Below are 23,515 nucleotides of genomic sequence, written 5' to 3' on the forward strand. Positions count from 1 at the left end.
TGCTTTCTCCTCCCACTGTGCAGGTAGGTCACCGTTTACGCGGCGTTTGAATTCAGCTGCCAGCTCAGGGTACGCTGCTTCATAAGCTGCAAATTTCTCGTTCCACGCAGCTTCCTTAGTTGCGCCTGTCTTGATCGCTGACCATTCGGCGTAGATTTCCTGCGGAATTTCAAAAGGACCGTGCTCCCAACCTAATTCTTTACGTGTTGCTACAATTTCTTCAGCACCTAGTGGAGCACCGTGACAATCGTGTGAACCTGATTTGTTTGGTGAACCAAAACCAATGATAGTTTTAGTACAGATAAGCGTAGGGCGAGGGTCGGCTTTAGCTGCGATGATAGCCGCGTTGATTGCTTCTGAATCGTGACCGTCTACTGCTGGAATTACGTGCCAGCCGTACGCTTCAAAACGCTTAGGTGTATCGTCGGAGAACCAGCCTTCAACGTGACCGTCGATAGAGATGCCATTGTCATCCCAAAATGCAATCAGTTTGCCTAGACCTAGTGTACCTGCAAGAGAACATGCCTCGTGCGAGATACCTTCCATCAGGCAGCCGTCGCCCATGAACGCGTAAGTAAAGTGGTCAACAATATCGTGACCTTCCTTATTGAATTGCGCCGCAAGTGCTTTTTCCGCTATTGCCATACCAACAGCGTTAGTGATGCCTTGACCTAGAGGACCAGTCGTGGTCTCGATACCTGGTGCGTAGCCATACTCTGGGTGACCAGGAGTCTTAGAGTGAAGCTGACGGAAGTTCTTAAGATCATCGATAGACAGCTCGTAACCGCTCAGGTGCAGTAGAGAGTAAATCAGCATAGAGCCGTGGCCGTTAGACAGTACGAAACGGTCTCGGTCTGCCCACTCTGGGTTAGCAGGGTTGTGGTTTAGGTGAGAACGCCAAAGAACTTCAGCGATATCAGCCATACCCATAGGTGCGCCTGGGTGGCCAGAGTTAGCTTGTTGAACACCGTCCATGCTTAGTGCACGGATTGCATTTGCAAGGTACTTTCGTGTAAGAAGAGAGCGATCCATAGTAGTTACTTCTCGATATTTGATTTAAATAGAGGGAACTCGTCGGAACAAGTTCAAATAGAATTTTTTGAATAAAACGCTGATGCTAAAAGCGAGTAGACTGGCTACTCGCTTTTGGTAAGCAATTAAAGCTTAGCTTCGATCATTGCTTCAAGTTTGCCTTGGTCTACTGCGAAGTTACGGATACCTTCAGCCAGCTTCTCAACCGCCATTGGGTCTTGGTTGTGATCCCATAGGAACTCAGCATGAGTCATCGCTGCAGGACGCTCTTTCGCACCGTTAGAGTCAACGAGTTTCTCAACGACTTCACCTTCAGCGGCTTCTAGTTCAGCAAGTAGAGCTGGAGCGATAGTTAGACGGTCACAGCCTGCAAGTTCAAGGATCTCGCCGATGTTACGGAAGCTTGCACCCATTACTACGGTTTTGTAGCCGTATTCTTTGTAGTAGTTGTAGATGCTTGTCACAGATAGAACACCAGGATCTTCTTGAGCTTCGAAATCACGACCTTCTTTCGCTTTGTACCAGTCCATAATGCGGCCTACGAATGGCGAGATTAGGAATACACCAGCTTCTGCACAAGCACGAGCCTGAGCGAAAGAGAATAGAAGGGTTAGGTTACAGTTGATGCCTTCTTTTTCTAGGATCTCAGCAGCGCGGATGCCTTCCCATGTAGAAGCCAGCTTGATAAGGATACGATCGTTAGTGATGCCCGCATCGTTGTACATTTTCACTAACTGGCGTGCTTTCGCTACGCTGCCTTCCATGTCGTAAGACAAACGAGCATCTACTTCTGTAGAGATACGACCTGGAATCGTTTTTAGGATTTCTTTACCGATGTTTACCGCAAGCATGTCACAAGTGTCTTGTACTTGTTGACTTTTATCATTGCTTTGCGATTTTGCGTATTCAATTGAAGCATCGATTAGAGGTGCGTACTCTTCGATTTGAGCTGCTTTCAGGATAAGAGATGGGTTCGTTGTTGCATCTTCTGGTTGGTATTTTTTGATTGCGTCAATCTCACCAGTGTCCGCTACTACAGTCGTTAGTTTACGAAGTTGCGCTAACTTGTTGCTCATAATCGGTCATCCTATATAAATGGGCTTAAGTGTGGGTTCAGCACCACAGCTTGTGCATTTGCAAGCGTGTCGGCGAATCGTCTCATCATAATGGACGAGGCATCTGCTCAGCCAACTACGGAAAATTTCGTTATCGAACAATTGTTATGAGCATTTGCTCGACAGTTGAGTAAATGATGTGTTCATATTTATCCTATCCATGTCGAAAGTCAATCGGTGAAAGCGAAGTATAGTGACGTTCATCAACGTTTTTTTACTGCGCGTTCAGAAGGAGATCGGTATAAACGTTTGCCCTTATTGCTCAAGGCTTGAACACGCTTTCTTAAATGAAAAAATGCAACTGAGAAAAAGTTATTGCGGTGAGCAAATGTAGCGCATGCATTGTCGGCTAACATATGCTAAGTCAATGAGCAGATGCTCACTTATTGCATATAATGCCAATCCACTAAACGGTGAGAGTAAACATGAGCAGTTCTAATCAAGATATCTCCGTTGAAAATACGGATTTGTTAACGGAGATCTCCGTTGCCTACTACCAAGATGGTGCGACTCAGGAAGAGATATCGAAAAAATTTGCAATTTCACGAGCCAAAGTAGGCCGAATGCTGAAGCAAGCACGAGATGAAGGCATTGTAGAAATTACAGTAAAATACCACCCAGTATTCAGCGCCAAGATTGAGCAGCGTTTGATTGAACGCTTTGGTGTTAAACGCGCTTTGGTCGCTTTAGATCAACCCAATGAAGAAGCGCAGCGTTTACAGGTTTCGGGTTTGGTTTCTAATTACCTAACTAGCACGCTGAAAAACGGCATGGTAGTCACGGTTGGGCAAGGGCGTAATGTCTCTTCTGTCGCTCACCATATTGGTGTAATTACCCCGCGTGACTGTAAGTTTGTCTGTGGCATTGGTGGTATTCATCCTCGTGGCGGTATGTTTAATGCTGACCACATTTGCCGACAGTTCGCGAAGAAATACGGCGGTACCTCTGAAACCTTATACGCCCCCGCTTATGCAGAGAATCGAGAGCAGAAAATTGCATTTATGCAAAACGCGACGGTAAAACAAACGCTCGACTTAGCACGTAAAGCTGACGTGGCACTCGTTGGTATCGGTGACATGAGCGAAAACAGTTACATGGTCGACTTGGGTTGGTTTACACCAGATGAAGTCGTGCAATCACGTTTGATGCAAGGGGTGGTAGGAGACTTCGCAGGCTACGACTTCTTTGATATTCACGGTAACGTTGCAAACACAGTGATGAGTGACCGAGTCATCGGCTTAGGCATTGAAGAATTTCGACCAATTGCAGAAGTTATTGCGATTGCGGCAGAAAACAGTAAACCATTGGCGCTACTTGGTGCTTTAAGAACCGGAGCCATCGATGTGATTGCAACCAGTGTGAGTAACGCACTGACGGTTCTTAACTTGGATGAGCAGATGCACGGCAACAGTACATCAGAGGTGTAGCACAAATAATATACAACTAGTGTAATTTGGCTGTGAGGATTTATAAATGACCCACAGCCTAATTTCTTTTCCAAGTTAAAAATAATCCTCAGGGGTAATTTGTAGTTGATTACTCTGGAGGAAATGATGAAAAAGACACTTCTCGCAGCTGCATTATTTACGGGGCTGCCGCTATTGCAGAAGCTGAGCAAAAAGTCGTGGCAGGCTATTTTGCCGATTGGCAGTACGTAAATGCAGACAACCCCTACACGGTCAAAGACATTTCGGCTGATAGCCTGACTCACATTATCTACGCATTTTTAAGTATGTGTGGTCCTCACACTGGTGCCTCGGAAAATATTCAAAAGCTCGTTGCAAAGCACTGTGAAGGTAAAGAACCGTATACGGCGATTTTGGTCGATGCCGAGGCGGCACTTGAAAAAAACTTTGGGCCGGTTTCTGTGGACGTGCCATACAAGGGACATTTCGCACAATTAGCCAAACTGAAGAAGCAACACCCTGATCTGAAAATTCTCCCGTCGTTTGGTGGTTGGACGATGTCCGAACCTTTCCACGCGATGGCTAAAAACCAGCAAGCAATGGATCAGTTGTCTAAAACGGCTGTCGAGTTGATTGCAAAGTAAGATTTCTTTGATGGCATAGATTTGGATTGGGAATACCCGGGTGGTGGCGGTTTAACTACGTCGCCTTGGAACCCGGATACCAAGCTTTCTGATGAGCAAAAGGTGCTAGAACGTGATGCGTTTACTTACCTAGTAAAAACCTTACGTGGTGACTTAGATGTGCTGGCTAAGTAAATCAAGCGAGAGTACGAGTTATCGACTGCGGTGGGTGTTGGTCCAAAAGCCGCAGGCATCGATTGGAAAGCGGCTCAGCCCTACTTAACCAATATGTTTGTTATGACTTATGACTTCCTAGGAGGCTGGGGCCAAGAAACCGGACACACCACCGACTTGCATGTGACGGATCGCAGCTAGTGGGGCATGGGCGCAGACGTTTTCATCAAAGCGAAAGCCGATTGGGCAAAGCAAGCGAACCTAGGCGGAATATTTACTTGGGAACTTTCAGGCGATCCGAAAGGGGAGTTGGTTGAAGTGATGTACCAAGAAATGCAGAAGTAGCGAGTAACATTCACTAAGTTAAGCCGTCGCATACCACGACGGCTTTATTTTTGCTGCTAGCATTCAAGGGGTAATAAAGTATCCGCCCCCCATTCTGTCCATGAGCCATCGTAGACAGACAGGTTGTGGTAGCCGCACACATAAGCCGCAAGCAAAACGATACAAGCCGTGACACCAGAGCCACAGCTGAAAATAGTCGGCTGCCCTTTATCAATGGGTAATGCACTCACGATCGGCTGTAACTCTGATGTTGGCTTAATGTGGTTGTTGGTTAACAACTCTTGAAATGGCAAGCACACCGCATGAGGAATATGCCCACTGCGTAGACCTTCTCTAGGCTCAGGCACCTCACCGAAAAAGCGGGCTTTCGATCTAGCATCAACAATATTGGCACTTCGGTTTTTAGAGTGAGCCAATACGGATTGAGCATCGAGAAATGCGGTATCAGATAAGCGTCCCGAGAAGCCACCTACCTGGTGCGGTTGTTCCAACTTATCGACAATAGGAAATCCAGCGGCTATCCATGCTGGTAACCCTCCGTTGAGCACTCTCACATTGTTATGTCCCATCGCTTTGAACATCCACCATGCACGAGGTGCAGCCAGAGTACCGGAATTGTCGTATACCACGATCAAATCTTCGTTATTCAATCCAAGTTGTTGAGCACTGCTATTAAAGCCTTGTTCCGTCGGCATCATGTGGGGCAGATTGGAGTTAGGTAGGCAAAAGTCGTTGTCGTAATCAAAACGTAGGGTGCCTGGGATCCATTTATCTTTGATTTTTTCGCTTTCAGAAGGGATCTGGAAGGTAATACTAGCATCAAGGAGTTTTACATTAGGCTGACCGAGCAGGCCTTTCAGTTCATGGACGTTAATTAACGCTGGCATAGCTAACTCCTTCCTTAATAAGGTATAAAATGGTTAACGGATAAATTGGGTGGGTCATTCGCATTTTAAAAACGTGAGCGGCTGCTTGAAGCGAGAATCTGTCGTTTGACTAAAGGTCGCCATTGAGCCCTCAGGACACGTGATAGAAGTTGGAACCGACACTCGTTGTTGACCGATATTTTCGGACTCAATGGTTAGATAGCGTCTTTGCCCATCGAGCGATTGTGTAAGGGTATTACTTATTACCCTCGCAGATACGGTATGAGTTTGATCGTTCGAGGAGGTAAGCAAAAGGATAAAAGCAAGCACAATTACTGTACCTAAAAAAACTAAAATATAGGTTTTTGGGTTGTCCAAGGTCGAGTTCCATACATTGGCAATATATATGTTTTACAACAAAAAATTAGTATGTTCAAAAAGAACGATATTATTTTAGGTTAATACAGGGCTTAGGCTATCTAAACATCTTTTTTAGTGCTGTTTATTCAACATCAAGCGCTGAGAGTGACAATGCTGTTTAGCGATACGATGGACTATATGTTTAAGAGCCAGACGTTTCCTAGTTTAACGTTAGATAATGGGTATCTCTAGCCGTCATGGTCAATACGCTTACGATTAAGTCGCAAGAAAAAATCCCAACCAATTGAGGTTGGGATTTTTATTTAATAACGTTAAGTGTTCACTTGTGTGAAGCCTTAAGTTCGAGCGTTAATTAGGAATGACACACTGGACAATTCGGCATCTTCATCAAATTCATTTCACGCCAAGACATACTTAACGCATCCAGAATCAAGATCTTGCCTTTTTTCGGTTGGCCATAGTTGGCGATAACCTTGATGGTTTCCATCGCTTGTACCGCGCCCACAATACCAACCACTGGTGCCATCACGCCTGCCTCCACACAGCTTAAGGCACCACTACCAAACAGAGCACTTAAGCATTGGTAGCATGGTTGGGTAGGGTCATCGTAAGTGAATACACACACTTGCCCCTCCATACGAATGGCAGCGCCGGAAATTAGTGGCGTTTTCGTCGCAAAGCATAAGCGGTTAAGTTGATTGCGAGTATCGACGTTATCAGAAGCATCAACGACGATCGTGTGTTGCTCAATCAATGATTGCAGTTCGGCATCATCAAGACGCTTAGCAATGGTCTTTATCGTAATGTGAGGGTTAAGCTCTCGTAGCGCATCTGCGGCTGATTCGACTTTCTTGCGACCAATATCGGCATCGTGATGGAGTACCTGGCGCTGCAAGTTCGACAGCTCAACAATATCATCATCAATCAGCGTGATTTGGCCCACACCAGCGGTGGCTAAGTATTGGCTAGAAGCACATCCCAAACCACCAGCACCAAGGATCAAAACCGAACTCTGTTTTAGCGCTTCTTGGCCGTCAAAATCGAACTGGCGCAAAATGATCTGACGGTTGTAACGTAGCATTTCCTGATCGGAAAGAATATCCACAGCAGCTTCCTAGTGTAGGGTTGAGTTGAACAGCTGAATTTGAACCGTTTCGCCAACGTCAACGCTGCCGCGCTCTCGCTCCAACACAACAAAACAGTTTGCCAAGCTCATTGAGCGGAATGCGCCCGAGCTTTGGTTACCAGTGGTTTCTACCACAAATTTACCGTCTTCAAGTGTGTAGACACCACGTTGATAATCGGTACGACCTGGTGATTTCTTAAATGCAGTTTTGGTGATAGCAGGAATCGATTCCGGGGCTTTCCACTCAGTATGGCCTGCTAATTTTGCCAGCATAGGTTGAACGAGAACATACATGGTCAGCACGGCAGAAACTGGGTTACCTGGAAGGCCGCAGAACCAAGCTGTACTCAACTTACCGAAAGCAAAGGGTTTACCTGGTTTGATCGCCAGTTTCCAGAAACCGATTTCACCAAGCTCTTCTAAGATGTCTTTGGTGTAATCCGCTTCACCGACACTCACGCCGCCAGAAGTGACCACAACGTCTGCCAGTGTTTGAGCCTGTTCGAATGTCGCTTTGAGTGTTTCAGGGCAGTCAGGGATGATACCAAGATCAATCGCTTCACAACCGAAGTTTTCGATAAGTGGCTTAATGCCGTAGCGGTTGCTGTCGTAGATTTGTCCTTCTTCCAGAGGCTCTCCCAATGATTTCAGTTCATCACCCGTAGAGAAGAACGCCACCTTTGGTTTACGAACCACAATCACATGGCTTACGCCAAGAGAGGCGATCATGGGAATATCACGAGGCGTTAAACGTGTGCCTTTGACCAAGACGATATCGCCTTGCTTGATGTCATCACCTGTTGGGCGAATGTTGTTTTGTGGCTTCACGTCAGTCTGATTGAACTGGATGCCAGCATCCGTCACTTCCGTGTTTTCTTGCATGATAACCGCGTCGCACCCTTGTGGGATTTTTGCGCCAGTCATGATGCGAACACAAGTGCCTTGCGGCCATTCACTATCAAACGGTTGACCTGCAAAAGATTTACCCGCCAGTGGCAACACCGAAGATAACTCAAGATCTTGAATGCGGATAGCATAACCGTCCATTGCTGAGTTATCGAAAGGCGGTACATGGATTGGAGAAAGAATGTCTTCAGCCAGTACAAAACCGAGTGCGTCAGCAAGGGGTAGAGCAAGCGTGGTTTGGATAGGTTTGATTCGCGATAGCATCTTATCCATCGCGTCTTCAATTGGCATCAAGCCAGGTGCGTCGCAGCAGCCCATTGAGAAAATCCTGTGTTCTTTTGTTTTGTGGCAACTCTACCATAAAAAGCCGATCGAGTAAGAATGTCCACCGATAAAATATGGGTGTAATTATTCAAAAATCCAAGTATCCTTGTCAGCCATCCGAAAGGGGTAAATCACCTGCGGAACTCAACATAATCAGCTCAGTAACCTCCTGTTATGCACCTTATTGTCAGACACGAAACTGGGCAGCGTAAAGCTAGTCGCGTGAATGAAATTTGAATTAAATTTTAGGGCGTTTAGCAGCAGTAACAAAAGAGGAAGTGGAATGTCGGGTCTTAGCGAGTCAGCAAAGTTAGTAAAAGAAGCGCTAGAGCAACGTGGTTTGGAAACGCCAATGCGTCCTAATAGCGTAAGCCGTGAAGAAAAGAAGGAAAAGATCGAATACCACATGCGTGAGATCTTAGGCCTCCTTCAACTTGACCTTACCGACGATAGCTTAGAAGAAACGCCGCACCGCATCGCGAAAATGTACGTTGATGAGATCTTCTCTGGTCTGGATTACGCGAACTTTCCTAAAATCACCGTGATCGAGAACAAGATGAATGTCAGTGAGATGGTTCGTGTGAAAGACATCACCGTAACCAGTACTTGTGAACACCACCTTGTGACCATTGATGGTAAAGCGGCAGTCGCTTACATTCCGCGTGGTAAAATCATTGGTCTATCAAAAATCAACCGTATCGTACGTTTCTTCGCACAGCGCCCTCAAGTACAAGAACGCATGACTCAGCAAATCTTAGTCGCACTTCAAACGTTATTAGAATCGGATGATGTAGCGGTAACGATTGATGCCACTCATTATTGCGTGAAATCACGTGGCGTGATGGATGCAACCAGTGAAACGACTACGACGGCGTTAGGTGGCATCTTTAAGAGTAACCCTGCCACTCGTGCCGAGTTTTTACACGGCTTGCGTTAATCATTGCGGCTTGTGTGGAGCTGAAAAGTAAATTTCTAAGAGGATGACAATTGTCATCCTCTTTTTATCTATTTGAAATTAAATGACAAATTAAACTGGATACGACAAAAATCATTTATCGAACTCTGTATTGACACTTACATAATATCTCTTTAATATCTGCGCCCAGAAAACGGTTGCGAGGTGTTAAACCTATCTGTTTTCACCATGTAACCCCTCAAATTCAGCTGATCTCGGTCAGTTGTCTTTCTTTTTTTAATTATAGAAAGACAACAAAATTGAGACTTGGCATGACCACACAAACTACCATCAATTCGGTAACTCCCGCTTCTACTCAAGCATCTGAAAATAGCTGGCAAAAGAAAGCTATCCTAAGCGTTGCATTCTTGATGGCGACGACCTCAGTAGGTCCGGGCTTTTTGACCCAAACGGCGGTTTTCACCAATATCTACAAAATTGACATGGCATTCCCAGTGTTCGCATCGATGTTTATCACGTTTGGCATTGTGATGAACTTATGGCGTATCGTTGGTGTATCAGGTATGCGTATTCAAGATATCGCCAATAAAGTCGCACCGGGTATGGGTTATGCTGTTGGTATTCTACTCGCGCTTGGTGCGGTCGCGTTTAACTTTGGTAACGTAAGTGGCTCAGCTCTTGGTATTAACGTGCTAACTGGTGTCGACACCACATGGGGCGCAATGTTCACGGGCGTTGTTGGCTGTTTATTGTTTGTGGTGCACAACGCGTCAAAGCGCATGGACCAAATGGCTCGTTACCTTGGTTTGTTTATGATCATCTTGATCGCTTACGTTGCGATGACAAGCTTACCACCAATGGGTGAAACCCTAAGTGCTGCTGTGATGCCAACGGACATTGGTAGCCTGCTGCTTCCAACACTGACGATTGTTGGTGGTGCTGTCGGTGGCTACTACACAGGTGCGCAGCGTTTGGTCGATATTGGCTTGCAAGGTAAAGAGAATATCCCAGCCATTAAAACCGCAGCATGGGCTGGTATCTCCATTGCGATTGTGATTCGAATCTTACTTTTCTTGGCGGTGTTTGGCGTCATCGCAACAGGTGCAACGCTAGATTCATCGAACCCAGCAGCAGATGCCTTCCGTCAAGGGGCTGGTGATGTGGGCTATTTTATCTTTGGCTTAGTGTTGTTCGTCGCATCGATTACCTCAGTAGTGGGTAACTCGTACATGGCAATTTCTCTAATTAAAACACTATTCCCAATCGTCGCTCGTAATGAAAAAGCATGGTGTGTCGGCTTTATTATCATTACGTCGCTTGGCACAGTAATAATGGATATGCCAATTCTTCTTCTGATGCTAGCAGGTCTTGTTAATAGCATTATTCTACCCATCGTATTGGGCATGGTGTTGGTGGCAACGCGCAGAAAAGACATTGTTGGTGACTACAAGCATCCAGCCTATCTGATGCTGACAGGTATTGCGATTGTAATGGTGATGGCAGCATCAAGCATGACCAACATTAGTAACTTCATGGCTAAATTTATCGGATAAAACCAAGTTCTTCGAATAGAGCCAGATTTACCGGGAAATCAACTTTATTTGGATACCAAAGGGGCCTCATTTACGGCCCCTTTTTTTAGGTTTGTTTTGAGGGTGTACGAACGATTTCTGGCCAATACATTTTCACGTAACCAACCGATACCCACACCACCAAAATCGTTGCAATACTTAGCTCCAAAAAGCCAAAGTCATGCAGCCAATGCCAATGTGGGTGAGACTCCGAAAAGAACGAGGTTAAACGATGCATGGCAATCGCACTGATCACGGATGGAAAGGTAACCGCCGCGATAGAAGGCTGGAAGTTGAGACGTAGTAATCGGAAATAACACAAGTAAATCAGCAGCGTCATCGTAATCGCAATGCCAGCTAGTGCGCCCGTCAAAATTGGGTCTGGTTCGCCAAAGTTAACCAAATAGGCGGCGAGAGATAAGTTCACTGGAGCCGCCATGATCGCCAGAGTCGGGCGTGCTTTGCGAGGTAAAGAGCCAAAGAAAACCAAACGATACAAAACGAGTGGCAGCATAAAGAAGTAGATGCCAATACACATCATCGCTAGGGTTTCAGAAAACACATTATGGCCGAACTGAGAACCCGCCAGCGAGCTGCTGATTAATCCTACCGGATATAAAAACCAACTTGGCACAATGTTCGACATCTTAAAGTTCACGATCTGGAAGCCGAAGAACAGCATCATCATCGTAAAATGGAGCAGTATCGCTACAAACCACAATGGGTACGCAATAATAGGGGCAACGGCGGCAAGGTAGTCACACAAAACCAGCAAGGCCATACTCATTGGAGCCATTAAACTACCACTTAAAGGATGGCGGATATCAGCTAAAAATAGGCGAGGATTGGTCGCGTATTTGATCAGAACTGGGGCAAGAAGAATCGCTCCAATGGCTGCGAGAAACGGTCTTATTGGCTCACCAACTTCAGGAATATAAAGTGCCCATGCTTGGCCAAGTCCTATCATGCCGAGTGCCAACGCCGCTTGAGATGGCGGGACACTATAAAATTGCACAAGTCTTCTCCAGTTCAAACCTACTCCGAATTTCTACTGCTCGATGCTGACCCAAAGTCGTTGCTCAATGCCAATCTACAGTATTTGGGTGGATTACTCTATAATGGGCAGAATACTAGCAAGATTAATGAATGGTTACCCTTATTCTATATCGGTAAATATCAGGGAATGGGAATTTTGTGAGGTTGATGGCGAATATTTGTAGGGTGATGCAAAAAATTACGCTAACTAGCACCAAACTGGCTTTATTTATCAAAGATAATTTGGTGCCACTATTAACTTAAGCCTTATTATCAGGGAGATCTTGCTGGCGTAATTTTTCATTTTTAAGCGTACGTTGCAGTAGTTGACTGTAAATCGGTTGTCCACCAAGTAACTGTGCCACAATGACCGCGCCCAAGCAGGTAATAATGAGTGGCAAAATTAGGTAGTAGTTATTGGTCATCTCAATCACGAGCAGAATACCAGTGATTGGGGCACGTACGGTTGCGGCAAATAACGCCCCCATACCTGCAATCGCAAACACACCGGGATCGATGGCAAGGGAGGGTAGCAAAACATCAGCACTTGCACCAAATGCGTAACCAAATAGAGTACCTAATGCCAACATTGGCGCGAAAATGCCACCAGGTGCACCAGAGCCAAAGCAAAGTAGGGTAGTGACCACACGCCCAACAAACAGTAGCACCAATAGAGAAATGGAGTAATTGCCATTGGTGATATCAGGGATGAGAGCGATACCGCCCCCGGTTAGTTGAGGAAGGTAAAGCAGTAGCAAGCCAAACACGCCCCCGAGGGTTGCACCAGTGAGTAAATAACGCTTACGATCATTTTTGTGTAGTGCGACAAAGCTGTCTTGAGCAACGGTGATCAGTTTGTTAAATAGAACGCCAAATACACCAAATAGAGAGCCAAGCAGCAGGAATAGCCATAGTGATTGAAGCTCTGGTGATTGGTATTGCGGCATGGTGATTTCCGCACTTTGGCCATTGATTGCACGGAAAACGATAGTCGCCATGATGGAAGAAATGATCACCGCGTGAATTGATATTAATGAGTAACGGAACTGAGGACGCATCTCCTCAATCACAAACATAATGCCCGAGAGCGGTGCGTTAAACGCAGCGGCTAAGCCCCCAGCGGCACCAGAAGCCAGTAGTGAGTGACGCGTATCGTCATCCTTTACTCGGAAGATATCGGTGACCATGCGAGAGACAGCACCACCCATTTGAACGGTAGGGCCTTCACGGCCAAGCACCATGCCTGAGCCTAATGCTCCCACACCGCCGAAAAATTTTACGGGAATGACACGCCACCAACGAACTGGGCGAATGTTATCCATCGCGCCTTCAATTTCTGGGATGCCTGACCCGGCTGCTTCAGGGGCAAAGCGGTGTACTAGGTAGTAGCCGACAAAAGCAAGGACTGCACTGATTATAATGGCAGCCAGCCAAAGAGGTAGCACGTTGCCAATTTCGCTCTTTAACCAATCAGTGCGAGTTTCAGAGACGAAGTTCACTGCGATTTGAAAGTATGTACCGACCAAACCTGCCAAAGTACCGATGATAGTGGCCATAAACAGGACGGAAAATGGCGTTGCCCCTCGAGAGACAAACTGATTAATTACATCTTTTGGTACGCGGGCTAATACAGATTTCACTATTCTCTCGTGCTTGGTCATTAATAGATTCTCCTAAACGCCAGTGGAAGGAACGAAAGAAATTATACGCCTCGCAGAGGTTAGACCTAATCAATAAAGGTGCAATGTAGCTTTCCACTATTGATTTTTTATCCATCAACTGAGTCGTAACTCTCTTAGGCCGCTGGTTTAATTTTATGCAATATTTTTTTATAGGTAAAACTTGTTTTTTGAGCAAAATGAACCATGCTTTAGATGTAACGCAACATAACTGTTTATAGGAGGGATGTGAGGTTTCACACACAATTTGGATGGATTCAAACCCTACAGAAATTCCTCGTTGTTTGTTTGGGATGCATCTATAGACTTCCCAATTCGCATACTCACGATTGAGTTACGAGGCTGAGGCGCACGCAAATGTGCGCCTTTTAAATGCGTCAAATCTGATGTTTGTGCTTGCGCTGTCACAGTATAGACGTAAAGATACTCACTTCACTCACGTTAATAAAAAGCGTCATGCACGGATTTTCAGTTTCTCTATTGCTCGGTTCGACATTCATCGCTGGACTGTTTTCATCGGAGGCCCACGGGCAAAATGTTTGGTGGCTGGCAATGTTGTCTAATATGCCACTTGTTCAGTTTCAACAAAAGTTACAGCAGAGTGTAGATTGGTATCAATGTGATTCCCAAGCGGGTGTTAATGCTTACTGCTTGGATGACTTTAAGTATTATCAGCAGCACTTATATGGTGAGCTTACGTTGCGACAAGATGAAATACATTTGTCTTTTTTGACCGATTACCAAGCGCAAACCCTCAGTGAGTTGATCTTAAATCTAAGAAAGGATGGGCTCGTACTGAGCAATATGGTGATAGAAAAAGAACAGTTCGATGTAGTAAATGCGTTAAAAGAGGAATCTCCGACACAGGTTGATAAAGATCTGATCTTATTTATCAATCGCTATCCACAAGATGCAGAGCGACACCTTGATTGGCGATTGGCAGACGAGTTTGACTCTCCCTTACCGAGAGTCAAAGTTAGGTTGCTCAGTGATGGTGAAATGATTGAACTAAAGATTATTCGCTTTTAGTTTCGTTGTGTAGTGCAAGGAAGGTCACCATCGCCGATTCGTCCAAGAATCCATCTGATTTTTTATGAGTTCTTAGGTATTGATAGCCTGCAATGAGCTTACGATGTTTCGCCTCTTCACTCTGTGAAATCGAATTATTCATTACGTGTTGGTAAGCGATTTTATACGCCTCGATATCGACGACTTCTGCTTGGCGATACAAATAGCCACAACCTGTGGCTAACCATTCTAATGAGCAATTGGCACGCATCGCGATTTGGTTGGCTTTTGTTAAGCTCGGTTCACTGCCTCTTAAGTATTTTCGGATCAATGCTTCAGAAACGTCGACACGACGTGCAAATCCGCTGATACTTTCTTGTCCAATTAACGTGGCTAAACGTTCCGCAAATGACATATTTCGTACTCCAGTTCGAATTGCGAAAGTTTACCTGTTGAGACAGCCTCAAAACAAGACTAGGATGGTTGCAGATTAAGAAAAGGAGAAAACCCATGGTTGCAAAAATCGTGACTGCACCGAACGGCCCAGAATTTTCTGAACTGGTTCAAGGATATTGGCGTGCAGTTGATTGGGGGATGAGTGCGCAAGAGCGTTTATCTTTCCTCAAGCAACATATTGAGTTAGGTATTACAACGGTTGATCACGCGGACATTTACGGAAACTACGAATGTGAAACGTTATTTGGCGAAGCATTAGCATTAGACAAGAGTGTTCGTTCGCAAATTCAGATTGTCACTAAGTGCGATATCAACTTGTGTGGTGACAAAACCCCAGAGCGTAAAATCAATCACTATGACACCAGTGCAGCGCACATTTACCAATCGGTGAATAATTCGTTAGAGCGTCTGAACGTGGATGAAATAGATGTGCTGCTGATCCATCGTCCTGATGCTTTGATGGAGGCAGATGAGGTTGCAGAAGCGTTTGCTGAGTTGCATAAAGTCGGCAAAGTAAAACATTTTGGTGTGTCTAACTTTACGCCACGCCAATTTGAATTGCTGCAATCTCGTTTGAACAAACCATTAGTCACCAACCAAGTGGAAATCAGCCCACTGAACTTCGCCGTGGCGCACGATGGAACACTCGACCAAATGCAGATGCAGCGAACTCGTCCAATGGCGTGGTCATGTCTTGGCGGAGGGGGCATCTTTACCGGTGAAACGGAACAAGCAGTTCGCGTTCGTAATGAATTAGAAGCGATTCGTCAAGAAATGGGTGCTGACAGTATTGATCAAGTCATTTACGCTTGGGTGCGTCGTTTACCATCGAAGCCAATTCCAATCATTGGTTCGGGTAAAATAGAGCGCGTTCATGCAGCGGTGAATGCATTGGAGTTTGAGTTGACACGCGAGCAATGGTACCGAGTTTGGGTTGCTTCTAAAGGCCATGGTGTGCCATAGAGGTCACTGCTTCTTTTTAAGATAATAAGGCACCCTTTACAGGGTGCTTTTTCATTTTTATTAATTCCCCTTACTACACGACTTACGCACTGCCTAAAGTAAGTTGATTTTATTTGATCAGTCTGGCTATTCGGGCAAATAAATATACGGCGGATTAAATAAATAACAGTTTACTATATTCACTCAGTCAACCATATTGCGTATCGCTCGATAAGCGACTAATAAATATGAATTCCTCGTTGCTTTTTTCGTATTATATATGGTAACTATCTGGTGAGCTTCTGCTCAGAGTGTTGAATAATTGAAGGTGGTTGAATGTCTTTCCCTGTACTTATCTGTGATGATTCAGCCTTAGCTCGTAAGCAAATGGCGAGAGCCCTGCCTGCAACATTGAATGCAGATGTGACATTTGCTATTCATGGCAAAAATGCGCTTGAAGAACTCGCGCAGAAAGTCATGGCAAAAATGCGCTTGAAGAACTCGCGCAGAAAGAATTTAAGCTCATGTTTCTTGACCTCACCATGCCAGAGATGGACGGTTTCGAAACGTTAGAAAACATGCAGCGACTAGGAATACAGACCCCTGTTGTCGTCGTTTCTGGTGATATACAGCCGAAAGCAAAAGAGAGAGTGTTCGCACTTGGTGCAAAAGCGTTTATTCAAAAGCCCATCGCACAAGATGAGCTTAAGTCAGCGTTAAAAGAACTGGTTCAACCTGAATCCCGTCCTCAAGTGATTACGCCGACTATCATTGAATTGCCAATATTGCGTCGTCGCGATATTTATATGGAAGTCGCCAACGTCTCGATCGGTCGTGCGGCGGATGCCTTGGCGCGTCACTTCGATGTGTTCGTGCAATTGCCGCTGCCAAACGTGAACATTTTTGAAGTGAGTGAACTCCATATGGCGTTGCGCGATTTGGCCTCTTACGATAACGTCTCAGGTGTGTGCCAAGGCTTTTGTGGGGAGGGCATTGCAGGCGAAGCGCTTGTCATTTTGAGTGACTCTAGCGTTGCGGATTTAAAAAAGCTGATGAAGGTACCAGCAGACAGTGAAGAGTTAGAAGAGCTTGAGCTGTTGATGGATATTTCCAACATCCTAGTTGGCTCGTTCCTAAATGGGCTAGGGGAGCAATCTGAAGTGCGTTTCTTCCAGAGCCCGCCAGTATTACTCGGTCAGCATATTTCGATTGATTCCATTATAGAGTCCACGACGGGGGCATTTAGCCGTACCATGACATTTGAAGTGAGCTACAACATTGAAGGCACCTCGATCCGTTGTGATCTTCTGTTTATGTTTGTCGATGAATCATTGCCGTTGCTCGACAATAAATTGTCGTACTTGATGGAGGATTTCTAATGCTGAATTTGCCTGCAGAATTCGAACAGTTCCATTGGATGGTCGACATGGTGCAGAATGTCGATATGGGACTTGTAGTGATTGATAAAGATTACAACGTACAAGTGTGGAACGGCTTTATGACCCACCATAGTGGTTTACAATCTCATGAAGCGATAGGGCGTTCGATCTTCGATATTTTTCCGGAGATCCCACAAGAATGGTTCAAGCTAAAAACCAAACCTGTTTATGACTTAGGTTGTCGGAGTTTTATTACTTGGCGTCAGCGTCCTTATCTGTTTTGTTGCCGTAATGTACGTCCTGTCACCCAGCAAGCTGAGTTTATGTATCAGAATGTTACGTTGAACCCGATGCGCTCTCCAACAGGTAAAATAAACTCCTTGTTTCTATCTATCCAAGACGCGACAGCGGAAGCGATCATCTCTCAATCATAATCGCTCGAACATCTGGGATGTATAGCCAAGCACTGTCTTGGCTTTTTTCTATACTTATTCTGTGTGCCTTCAAATACAGAATGTCTAAATGGACTTTAATCACGCTCTAAAGCTCTATACCGCAGAACAAGTTAAGAATGGGGAAGTCGTTGCGGCTCAAATTGCCGGCGTTTCTATGTACAGCCTCATGCTACGTGCAGGCATGGCGGTTTACGAGCGATTTCTTCATTTATATCCCCGCGCGAGAAATGTGCTGGTGGTTTGCGGTAAAGGTAATAATGGTGGGGATGGGTACGTATTTGCCACAATAGCAAAACAAGCTCAGCTAAATGTAAACGTATTTCAACTGGGTGATCCCACAGCCTTGACCGGAGATGCGTTAAGAGCGTTTGAAGATTGGCAATCCGTGGATGGTAAAAACAGCAGTTGGGACGATTGGCATACGGCTTTGCTTGAAGCGGATGTTATTGTAGATGCGATGCTCGGCACAGGCTTAAGTGGCGAGGTAAGGCAAGACATTCAGCGCTATATAGAGCAAATCAATCAAATACACTGCCCTGTAATCGCTGTCGATATTCCTTCAGGTTTAAGTGCAGACACAGGTGTTGTGCTTGGTGGTGCGATTCGCGCTGATCACACGGTCACTTTTATTGGTGTTAAGCAAGGTTTGTGTACCGCACAGGCAAGAGAACATGTCGGTGAGTTGCATTTTTCTGGCTTAGGCGTCAACGTTGCATTTGAGTCGGTGCAAGAGGAAAGTGCTTTAGGTATTGATCACCAGATTATCAGTCGACTGCTCCCCCGGAGAAAAGCCGCCGAGCATAAAGGGGATAACGGAAAAGTACTTTGTGTTGGAGGGAATCAAGGGATGTCCGGTTCTATTCGGCTCTGTGCTTCTGCTGCTCTTCGTTGCGGCGCTGGTTTAGCGGCCGCGATTTCTCATCCTGATTCCCTTATTCCGCTGCAAGTAAGTTGCCCCGAAGTAATGAGTCAGAGTATTACCTTGGAAGCGTTACAAGAAATGGAAAACGAACTTACCCAGCGTATTCGTTGGGCGGATGTGCTGGTGTTTGGGCCCGGTTTCGGTATGGATGAATGGGCGATAAATTCTTATCAAATGCTCTCACAACAATATAAGCCGAAGGTCGTAGACGCTGACGCACTTAACCTTCTTGCGATGTTGACGGACGGAGGAGCAACTGACGTCGCGATAGATGAATTTCGTATTATTACCCCTCACCCGGGCGAGGCAGCTCGCCTTTTAGGGGTAACCACGACGGATGTAGAACGCGATCGTTTTAAAGCAACAAAGCAATTACAGGAGCGTTATGGCGGCGTTGTCGTGCTTAAAGGTGCTGGTACGTTGATTTATGATGGAGTGCGAATGTATGTCTGTCTGGCTGGAAATCCAGGAATGGCCAGTGGCGGCATGGGGGATGTATTGTCGGGGGTGATTGGCGCTTTATTGGCGAAAGGGCTATCGAGCGTGCTTGCCGCTCGTTTAGGTGTGGTCATACACAGTTATGCTGCGGATATCAATGCACAACAATTTGGAGAGCAAGGTTTAATTGCCAGTGATGTTGTCGCCACGCTGAGGCAAGCGATTCACTCGGAATGCTAAAAGGTGAGCATATTCACTGTGCGGCAGAGACTCCCGCTTGTGCTTTCTTTGAATTTTAGTTGCTGGAATGTGACTCTTGTCGCAAATTTATCGCACTGAAAATAGCAGGCATTTTTACTGATTTGCGCTCGACTGCGTGTTTTTTGCTCGTTATTCTGAGGTTAGGGAAGATCATGTGGAAACTTTGACGCAAAGGTTTGCGCAATCGATTGTGAGCTTCTGATAGATAACTTATTGAATTATAGAATGAAGATGATAGTTATCAGGTAAGTTGCAGTTTTTAATATGAACTTTACAAGATGGTATCACAAAAAAAATGCAAATATCAGACTTGTAGGAAAGAAATCACGACCTATAATGCTGAAAACCGGAGCGTCTGCCAACGCTCCGGTTTTTTTGTGTCCGAAGAACAGTGAACTCGTCTGCCAACGATTCCACTACGCACTCTGATATGACACATAATTTTATGAATCAAGGAATTACACAATGCGTATCGAACAAGAACTTAAGTTAGGCTTCAAAGATGTACTGTTTCGCCCGAAACGTTCTACCTTAAAAAGTCGTTCTCAAGTAAATTTAACCCGCGATTTTACATTCAAGCACAGTGGTCGTCAATGGTCCGGCGTTCCAGTAATTGCGGCGAACATGGATTCGGTTGGTAGCTTTGCAATGGCGAAAGCATTAGCAGAGCATGGTGTAATGACTGCGGTTCACAAACACTACACAGTCGATGACTGGGCTGAGTTTGCGAAATCTGCGGATAAAACAACACTCAACAACGTAATGGTGTCTACTGGTACGTCTGATGCGGACTTCCAAAAAACGAAAGACATCATGGCGCTTTCTGATGAGCTTATTTTCATCTGTATCGATATCGCAAACGGTTACTCTGAGCACCTAGTAGAGTACGTACAACGCGTGCGTGCTGCATTCCCAGATAAAGTGATTTCTGCAGGTAACGTTGTAACGGGTGATATGTGTGAAGAGCTAATCCTAGCAGGTGCGGACATCGTTAAAGTAGGCATTGGCCCAGGCTCGGTATGTACCACACGAGTTAAGACAGGTGTTGGTTACCCGCAACTTTCTGCAATCATTGAGTGTGGCGATGCAGCGCACGGCCTAGGTGGCATGATCATCGGTGACGGTGGCTGTTCTTGTGCTGGTGACGTTTCTAAAGCGTTCGGTGGCGGCGCTGACTTCGTTATGCTTGGTGGTATGCTTGCTGGCCACGAAGAGTCAGGCGGCGAAATCATCGAGAAAGACGGCGAACAGTTCATGAAATTTTACGGCATGTCTTCTCAGTCAGCGATGGATAAGCACTCTGGCGGTGTTGCTAAGTACCGCGCAGCTGAAGGTAAAACCGTACTATTGCCATACCGTGGCAGCGTTCACGGTACTATCCAAGACATCCTTGGCGGCGTACGTTCAACGTGTACATACGTAGGTGCAGCAAAGCTTAAAGAGCTAACGAAGAGAACGACATTTATCCGCGTTCAAGAGCAAGAAAACAACGTATTCGGTAAAGAGTAAGTCGATTACTTTTCGGAAAAATCTGTCGATACAACCATAAAATGATATTTACAATCATAAGTTGATATTTAGCACAACCATAAATTGATATTGCCTGTTCATGGTCTAGACTTAGGTAAGTTTACGACAAAATCGTGAAGAGGCAATATTATGTCTGCTCTACCTTTCCCTTCTACTACCACCCTGCTTGAGCTTGAAACTGCGTTTGAAACGCCTGCTCGAAACTTAACTAAATCACGTGGAAAAAATATACACCGTTACGTCAGTGCTAAGATGGGTAAAAGAGTCACGGTAGAGTCTTTTTTAGAATGTGCTGCTTGTTATCATTTTGATTTCGAACCGAGTATCGTTCGCTTTTGTTCTCAGCCGATAAGATTTTCATACTGCCTAAACGGCAAGTCTCATACTTATGTTCCAGATTTTCTAGTTCAATTTGATACGGGTGAATTCAAGTTGTACGAGGTAAAGTCCGATATGGAAAGCTCAAAAGCCGAATTTGAATGTGAATGGGAAGCAAAAGTTCAAGCTGCACTAGAGTTGGGTTTGGAGCTAGAACTGGTTACAGAGGAAGATATACTGGACAAGGTTATCTTTCGCAACCTTAAGCTTTTGCATCGATATGCTTCAAGAGATAACTTGAACGACTCTCATCAAACTCTCCTTACTATTTTGAAAATGAATGGTACGCAAACAGCAAAAAGTTTAGGGCACCAACTCGGTCTAAGTGGAAGAAAAATATTACCATTACTGTGTGATTTACTCTCTCGAAACCTCCTTAAAACTAGCTTAGAAACCCCACTATCACTCGAGTCTGAATTTGAATTGGGTTGTTATGCCTAAGAAATCATTTTCGAGTTTTCATAGGAAGTCAGCACTTCAGCAAGAAAGGCTTGAGCAGAGTGATAGGGTCGTTGATTCTAGCGATGTCGATGAAGCAACATATCAAGATATATCCGCATTTCCTGAAAATATAGCCAATCAGATTACTTTTCGTCTAAGCATTCTTCGTTATCTAGCCAGTAAGTGTGAAAAAATCGTTCCCAAGACCATCGAGCCACATCGTGTCGCATTACAACGTTTACATGACAGGAATATTCCAAGTGCGATATCAATATATCGATGGTGGTTAGATTTACGGAAATCAGACTACAAACCGGTTAGTTTAGCTCCTGACTTTAAAAGTAGAGGAAATAGGGGGGCTAAAGTTCCACCTATTGTTGATTCGATAATAGAACAAGCAGTTGAAAGAGTTATTTCTGGTCGAAAGATCAATATCAGCTCGGCACACAGGCGAGTTAAACGTAAAGTTCGACAATATAACTTAACGCACGGCACAAATTATTCTTATCCTAAATACGAGTCTGTAAGAATACGGGTTAAAAAGAAAACGCCCTTCGAAGTGTTAGTAGCAAAGAAAGGCGAACGAGTAGCTAAAAGAGAATTCCGCCGGATGGGAAAGAAGATAACAACCTCGGCCGTATTAGAGCGGGTGGAAATAGACCATACAATGGTTGATATATTTACGGTACACCCAGTACATCGAGTTACTTTAGGAAGACCTTGGCTCACGCAGTTAGTAGATTGTTATAGTAAAGCCGTAATTGGTTTTTATTTAGGTTTTGAGCCACCCAGTTACGTATCGGTATCGTTAGCCCTAAAAAATGCAATACAACGCAAAGATGACTTATTGTCCTCATATGAATCAATTGAAAATGAATGGCTATGTTACGGTATCCCTGACTTGCTCGTAACTGATAATGGTAAAGAATTCTTGTCTAAAGCCTTTGATAAAGCATGTGAGTCACTGTTGATCAATGTTCATCAAAACAGAGTCGAAGTGCCTGACAATAAGCCTGATGTTGAACGTAAATACGGGACGATCAATACTTCTCTATTAGACGATTTACCAGGGAAAGCTTTTAGTCAATACCTTCAGAGAGAGGGTTATGATTCAGTGGGTGAAGCTACTCTTACACTAGATGAAATTCAAGAAATTTACTTGATTTGGTTAGTAGATATTTATCATAAAGGCTCTAACCAGAGAGGCACTAATTGTCCGAATATCGCTTGGCGAAATGGGTGTCAAGAATGGGAGCCTGAAGAGTTTTTTGGATCTAAAGATGAGTTGGACTTTAAATTCGCTATTGTTGATAGCAAACAACTAACCAAAGCAGGTGTAACCGTTTATAAAGGGCTGACATACAGCAGTGAACGTTTAGCTGGGTATAGGGGTAAAAAAGGGAATCATAAAGTGCAGTTCAAATATAATCCAGAGTGTATGGCAGTCATTTGGGTGTTAGATGAAGATGTGAACGAATACTTTACGGTTAATGCTATAGATTATGAATATGCTAGTAGAGTCTCTCTGTGGCAGCATAAATACAATATGAAATATCTAGCAGAATTAAATTCAGCAGAATATGACGAAGATAAGGAAATCGATGCAGAGATCAAAATTGAAGAAATTGCTGACCGTTCAATTCTTGAAACAAAGAAAATTAGATCTCGTAGGCGTGGAGCTAGGCATCAAGAAAATAGCGCAAGAGCAAAGAGCATCAGCAATACTAAGCTGGTCCCACCCCAGAAAGACGAAGAAGAAATTGTAATTGTAGATAATGAAGATTGGGATATTGATTATGTTTGAGA

18 protein-coding genes and 3 pseudogenes are annotated in these 23,515 nt (G+C 44.8%); 12 read left to right on the forward strand and 9 right to left on the reverse strand.

Annotated features, from left to right (window positions below; genetic code table 11):
• Positions 1-1,032 (reverse strand): annotated as a pseudogene (locus AK966_RS17580) (transketolase); the annotation flags it as partial.
• A 125-nt stretch (positions 1,033-1,157) separates the two neighbouring features.
• Complete coding sequence (gene tal / locus AK966_RS17585; RefSeq protein WP_099081143.1) at positions 1,158-2,108, reverse strand: transaldolase; 951 nt, start codon at positions 2,106-2,108, stop codon at positions 1,158-1,160.
• Between the two features lie 464 nt (positions 2,109-2,572).
• Between tal and AK966_RS17595 the strand changes: the two genes are divergently transcribed.
• Positions 2,573-3,574, forward strand: a complete 1,002-nt coding sequence (locus tag AK966_RS17595) for a sugar-binding transcriptional regulator (RefSeq protein WP_099081146.1) — start codon at positions 2,573-2,575, stop codon at positions 3,572-3,574.
• Between the two features lie 126 nt (positions 3,575-3,700).
• Positions 3,701-4,695 (forward strand): annotated as a pseudogene (locus tag AK966_RS17600) (glycosyl hydrolase family 18 protein).
• A 56-nt stretch (positions 4,696-4,751) separates the two neighbouring features.
• Here AK966_RS17600 and AK966_RS17605 read toward each other — a convergent pair.
• The 4 genes from AK966_RS17605 to moeA form a co-directional block, all read right to left on the reverse strand.
• Positions 4,752-5,582 carry a sulfurtransferase gene (locus AK966_RS17605; RefSeq protein WP_119464611.1) on the reverse strand — a complete coding sequence of 277 codons (831 nt, stop codon included), beginning with the start codon at positions 5,580-5,582 and terminating at the stop codon, positions 4,752-4,754.
• 54 nt (positions 5,583-5,636) lie between these two features.
• The gene (locus tag AK966_RS20355) at positions 5,637-5,939 is read right to left on the reverse strand and encodes a hypothetical protein (protein WP_119464612.1); all 303 of its coding nucleotides are present in this window, start codon (positions 5,937-5,939) and stop codon (positions 5,637-5,639) included.
• 355 nt (positions 5,940-6,294) lie between these two features.
• On the reverse strand, positions 6,295-7,047 hold the full coding sequence (gene moeB / locus AK966_RS17615) for a molybdopterin-synthase adenylyltransferase MoeB (protein WP_099081149.1): 753 nt from the start codon (positions 7,045-7,047) through the stop codon (positions 6,295-6,297).
• A gap of 9 nt (positions 7,048-7,056) precedes the next feature.
• Positions 7,057-8,292, reverse strand: a complete 1,236-nt coding sequence (moeA, locus tag AK966_RS17620; RefSeq protein WP_119464613.1) for a molybdopterin molybdotransferase MoeA — start codon at positions 8,290-8,292, stop codon at positions 7,057-7,059.
• A gap of 289 nt (positions 8,293-8,581) precedes the next feature.
• Here moeA and folE point away from each other — a divergent pair, with 289 nt between their 5' ends.
• Positions 8,582-9,235 carry a GTP cyclohydrolase I FolE gene (gene folE, locus AK966_RS17625; RefSeq protein ID WP_099081151.1) on the forward strand — a complete coding sequence of 218 codons (654 nt, stop codon included), beginning with the start codon at positions 8,582-8,584 and terminating at the stop codon, positions 9,233-9,235.
• Positions 9,236-9,525: 290 nt separating this feature from the next.
• Complete coding sequence (locus AK966_RS17630) at positions 9,526-10,767, forward strand: NRAMP family divalent metal transporter (RefSeq protein WP_119464614.1); 1,242 nt, start codon at positions 9,526-9,528, stop codon at positions 10,765-10,767.
• A gap of 85 nt (positions 10,768-10,852) precedes the next feature.
• Here the strand turns inward: AK966_RS17630 and AK966_RS17635 are convergent, their stop codons facing one another.
• Positions 10,853-11,800 carry a TDT family transporter gene (locus tag AK966_RS17635; RefSeq protein WP_182852745.1) on the reverse strand — a complete coding sequence of 316 codons (948 nt, stop codon included), beginning with the start codon at positions 11,798-11,800 and terminating at the stop codon, positions 10,853-10,855.
• A gap of 280 nt (positions 11,801-12,080) precedes the next feature.
• Complete coding sequence (gene clcA, locus AK966_RS17640) at positions 12,081-13,481, reverse strand: H(+)/Cl(-) exchange transporter ClcA (RefSeq protein ID WP_099081154.1); 1,401 nt, start codon at positions 13,479-13,481, stop codon at positions 12,081-12,083.
• A 570-nt stretch (positions 13,482-14,051) separates the two neighbouring features.
• On the opposite strand from clcA, the gene AK966_RS17645 reads away from it, so the two are divergent.
• Positions 14,052-14,528 (forward strand): hypothetical protein, encoded by a 477-nt coding sequence (locus tag AK966_RS17645; protein ID WP_310648473.1) that lies wholly within the window; start codon positions 14,052-14,054, stop codon positions 14,526-14,528.
• Here AK966_RS17645 and AK966_RS17650 read toward each other — a convergent pair.
• Complete coding sequence (locus AK966_RS17650) at positions 14,515-14,922, reverse strand: helix-turn-helix transcriptional regulator (protein ID WP_099081156.1); 408 nt, start codon at positions 14,920-14,922, stop codon at positions 14,515-14,517. The genes AK966_RS17645 and AK966_RS17650 overlap by 14 nt on opposite strands.
• Positions 14,923-15,017: 95 nt before the next feature.
• Here AK966_RS17650 and AK966_RS17655 point away from each other — a divergent pair, with 95 nt between their 5' ends.
• The 7 genes and pseudogenes from AK966_RS17655 (at position 15,018) to AK966_RS17685 (ending at position 23,513) form a co-directional block, all read left to right on the forward strand.
• Positions 15,018-15,926, forward strand: a complete 909-nt coding sequence (locus AK966_RS17655) for an aldo/keto reductase family oxidoreductase (RefSeq protein WP_119464616.1) — start codon at positions 15,018-15,020, stop codon at positions 15,924-15,926.
• Positions 15,927-16,241: 315 nt separating this feature from the next.
• Positions 16,242-17,284, forward strand: a pseudogene (locus tag AK966_RS17660) (response regulator).
• Positions 17,284-17,718, forward strand: coding sequence for a PAS domain-containing protein (locus tag AK966_RS17665; protein ID WP_099081159.1), 435 nt, complete (start codon positions 17,284-17,286; stop codon positions 17,716-17,718). Before AK966_RS17660 ends, AK966_RS17665 begins: the two are co-directional and overlap by 1 nt.
• Before the next feature lie 88 nt (positions 17,719-17,806).
• A complete protein-coding gene (locus AK966_RS17670) occupies positions 17,807-19,339 on the forward strand; it encodes an NAD(P)H-hydrate dehydratase (RefSeq protein WP_119464617.1) in 1,533 nt (510 codons plus the stop codon).
• A gap of 486 nt (positions 19,340-19,825) precedes the next feature.
• Positions 19,826-20,869: a GMP reductase gene (locus tag AK966_RS17675; protein ID WP_099081161.1), complete on the forward strand. Its 1,044-nt coding sequence runs from the start codon at positions 19,826-19,828 to the stop codon at positions 20,867-20,869.
• A 150-nt stretch (positions 20,870-21,019) separates the two neighbouring features.
• Positions 21,020-21,709, forward strand: a complete 690-nt coding sequence (locus tag AK966_RS17680; RefSeq protein ID WP_119464618.1) for a TnsA endonuclease N-terminal domain-containing protein — start codon at positions 21,020-21,022, stop codon at positions 21,707-21,709.
• Positions 21,702-23,513: a Mu transposase C-terminal domain-containing protein gene (locus tag AK966_RS17685; RefSeq protein WP_119464619.1), complete on the forward strand. Its 1,812-nt coding sequence runs from the start codon at positions 21,702-21,704 to the stop codon at positions 23,511-23,513. Before AK966_RS17680 ends, AK966_RS17685 begins: the two co-directional genes overlap by 8 nt.
• Positions 23,514-23,515 lie beyond the last annotated feature (2 nt).

Source organism: Vibrio sp. PID23_8 (assembly GCF_003584965.1).
Taxonomy (GTDB): Bacteria; Pseudomonadota; Gammaproteobacteria; order Enterobacterales; family Vibrionaceae; genus Vibrio.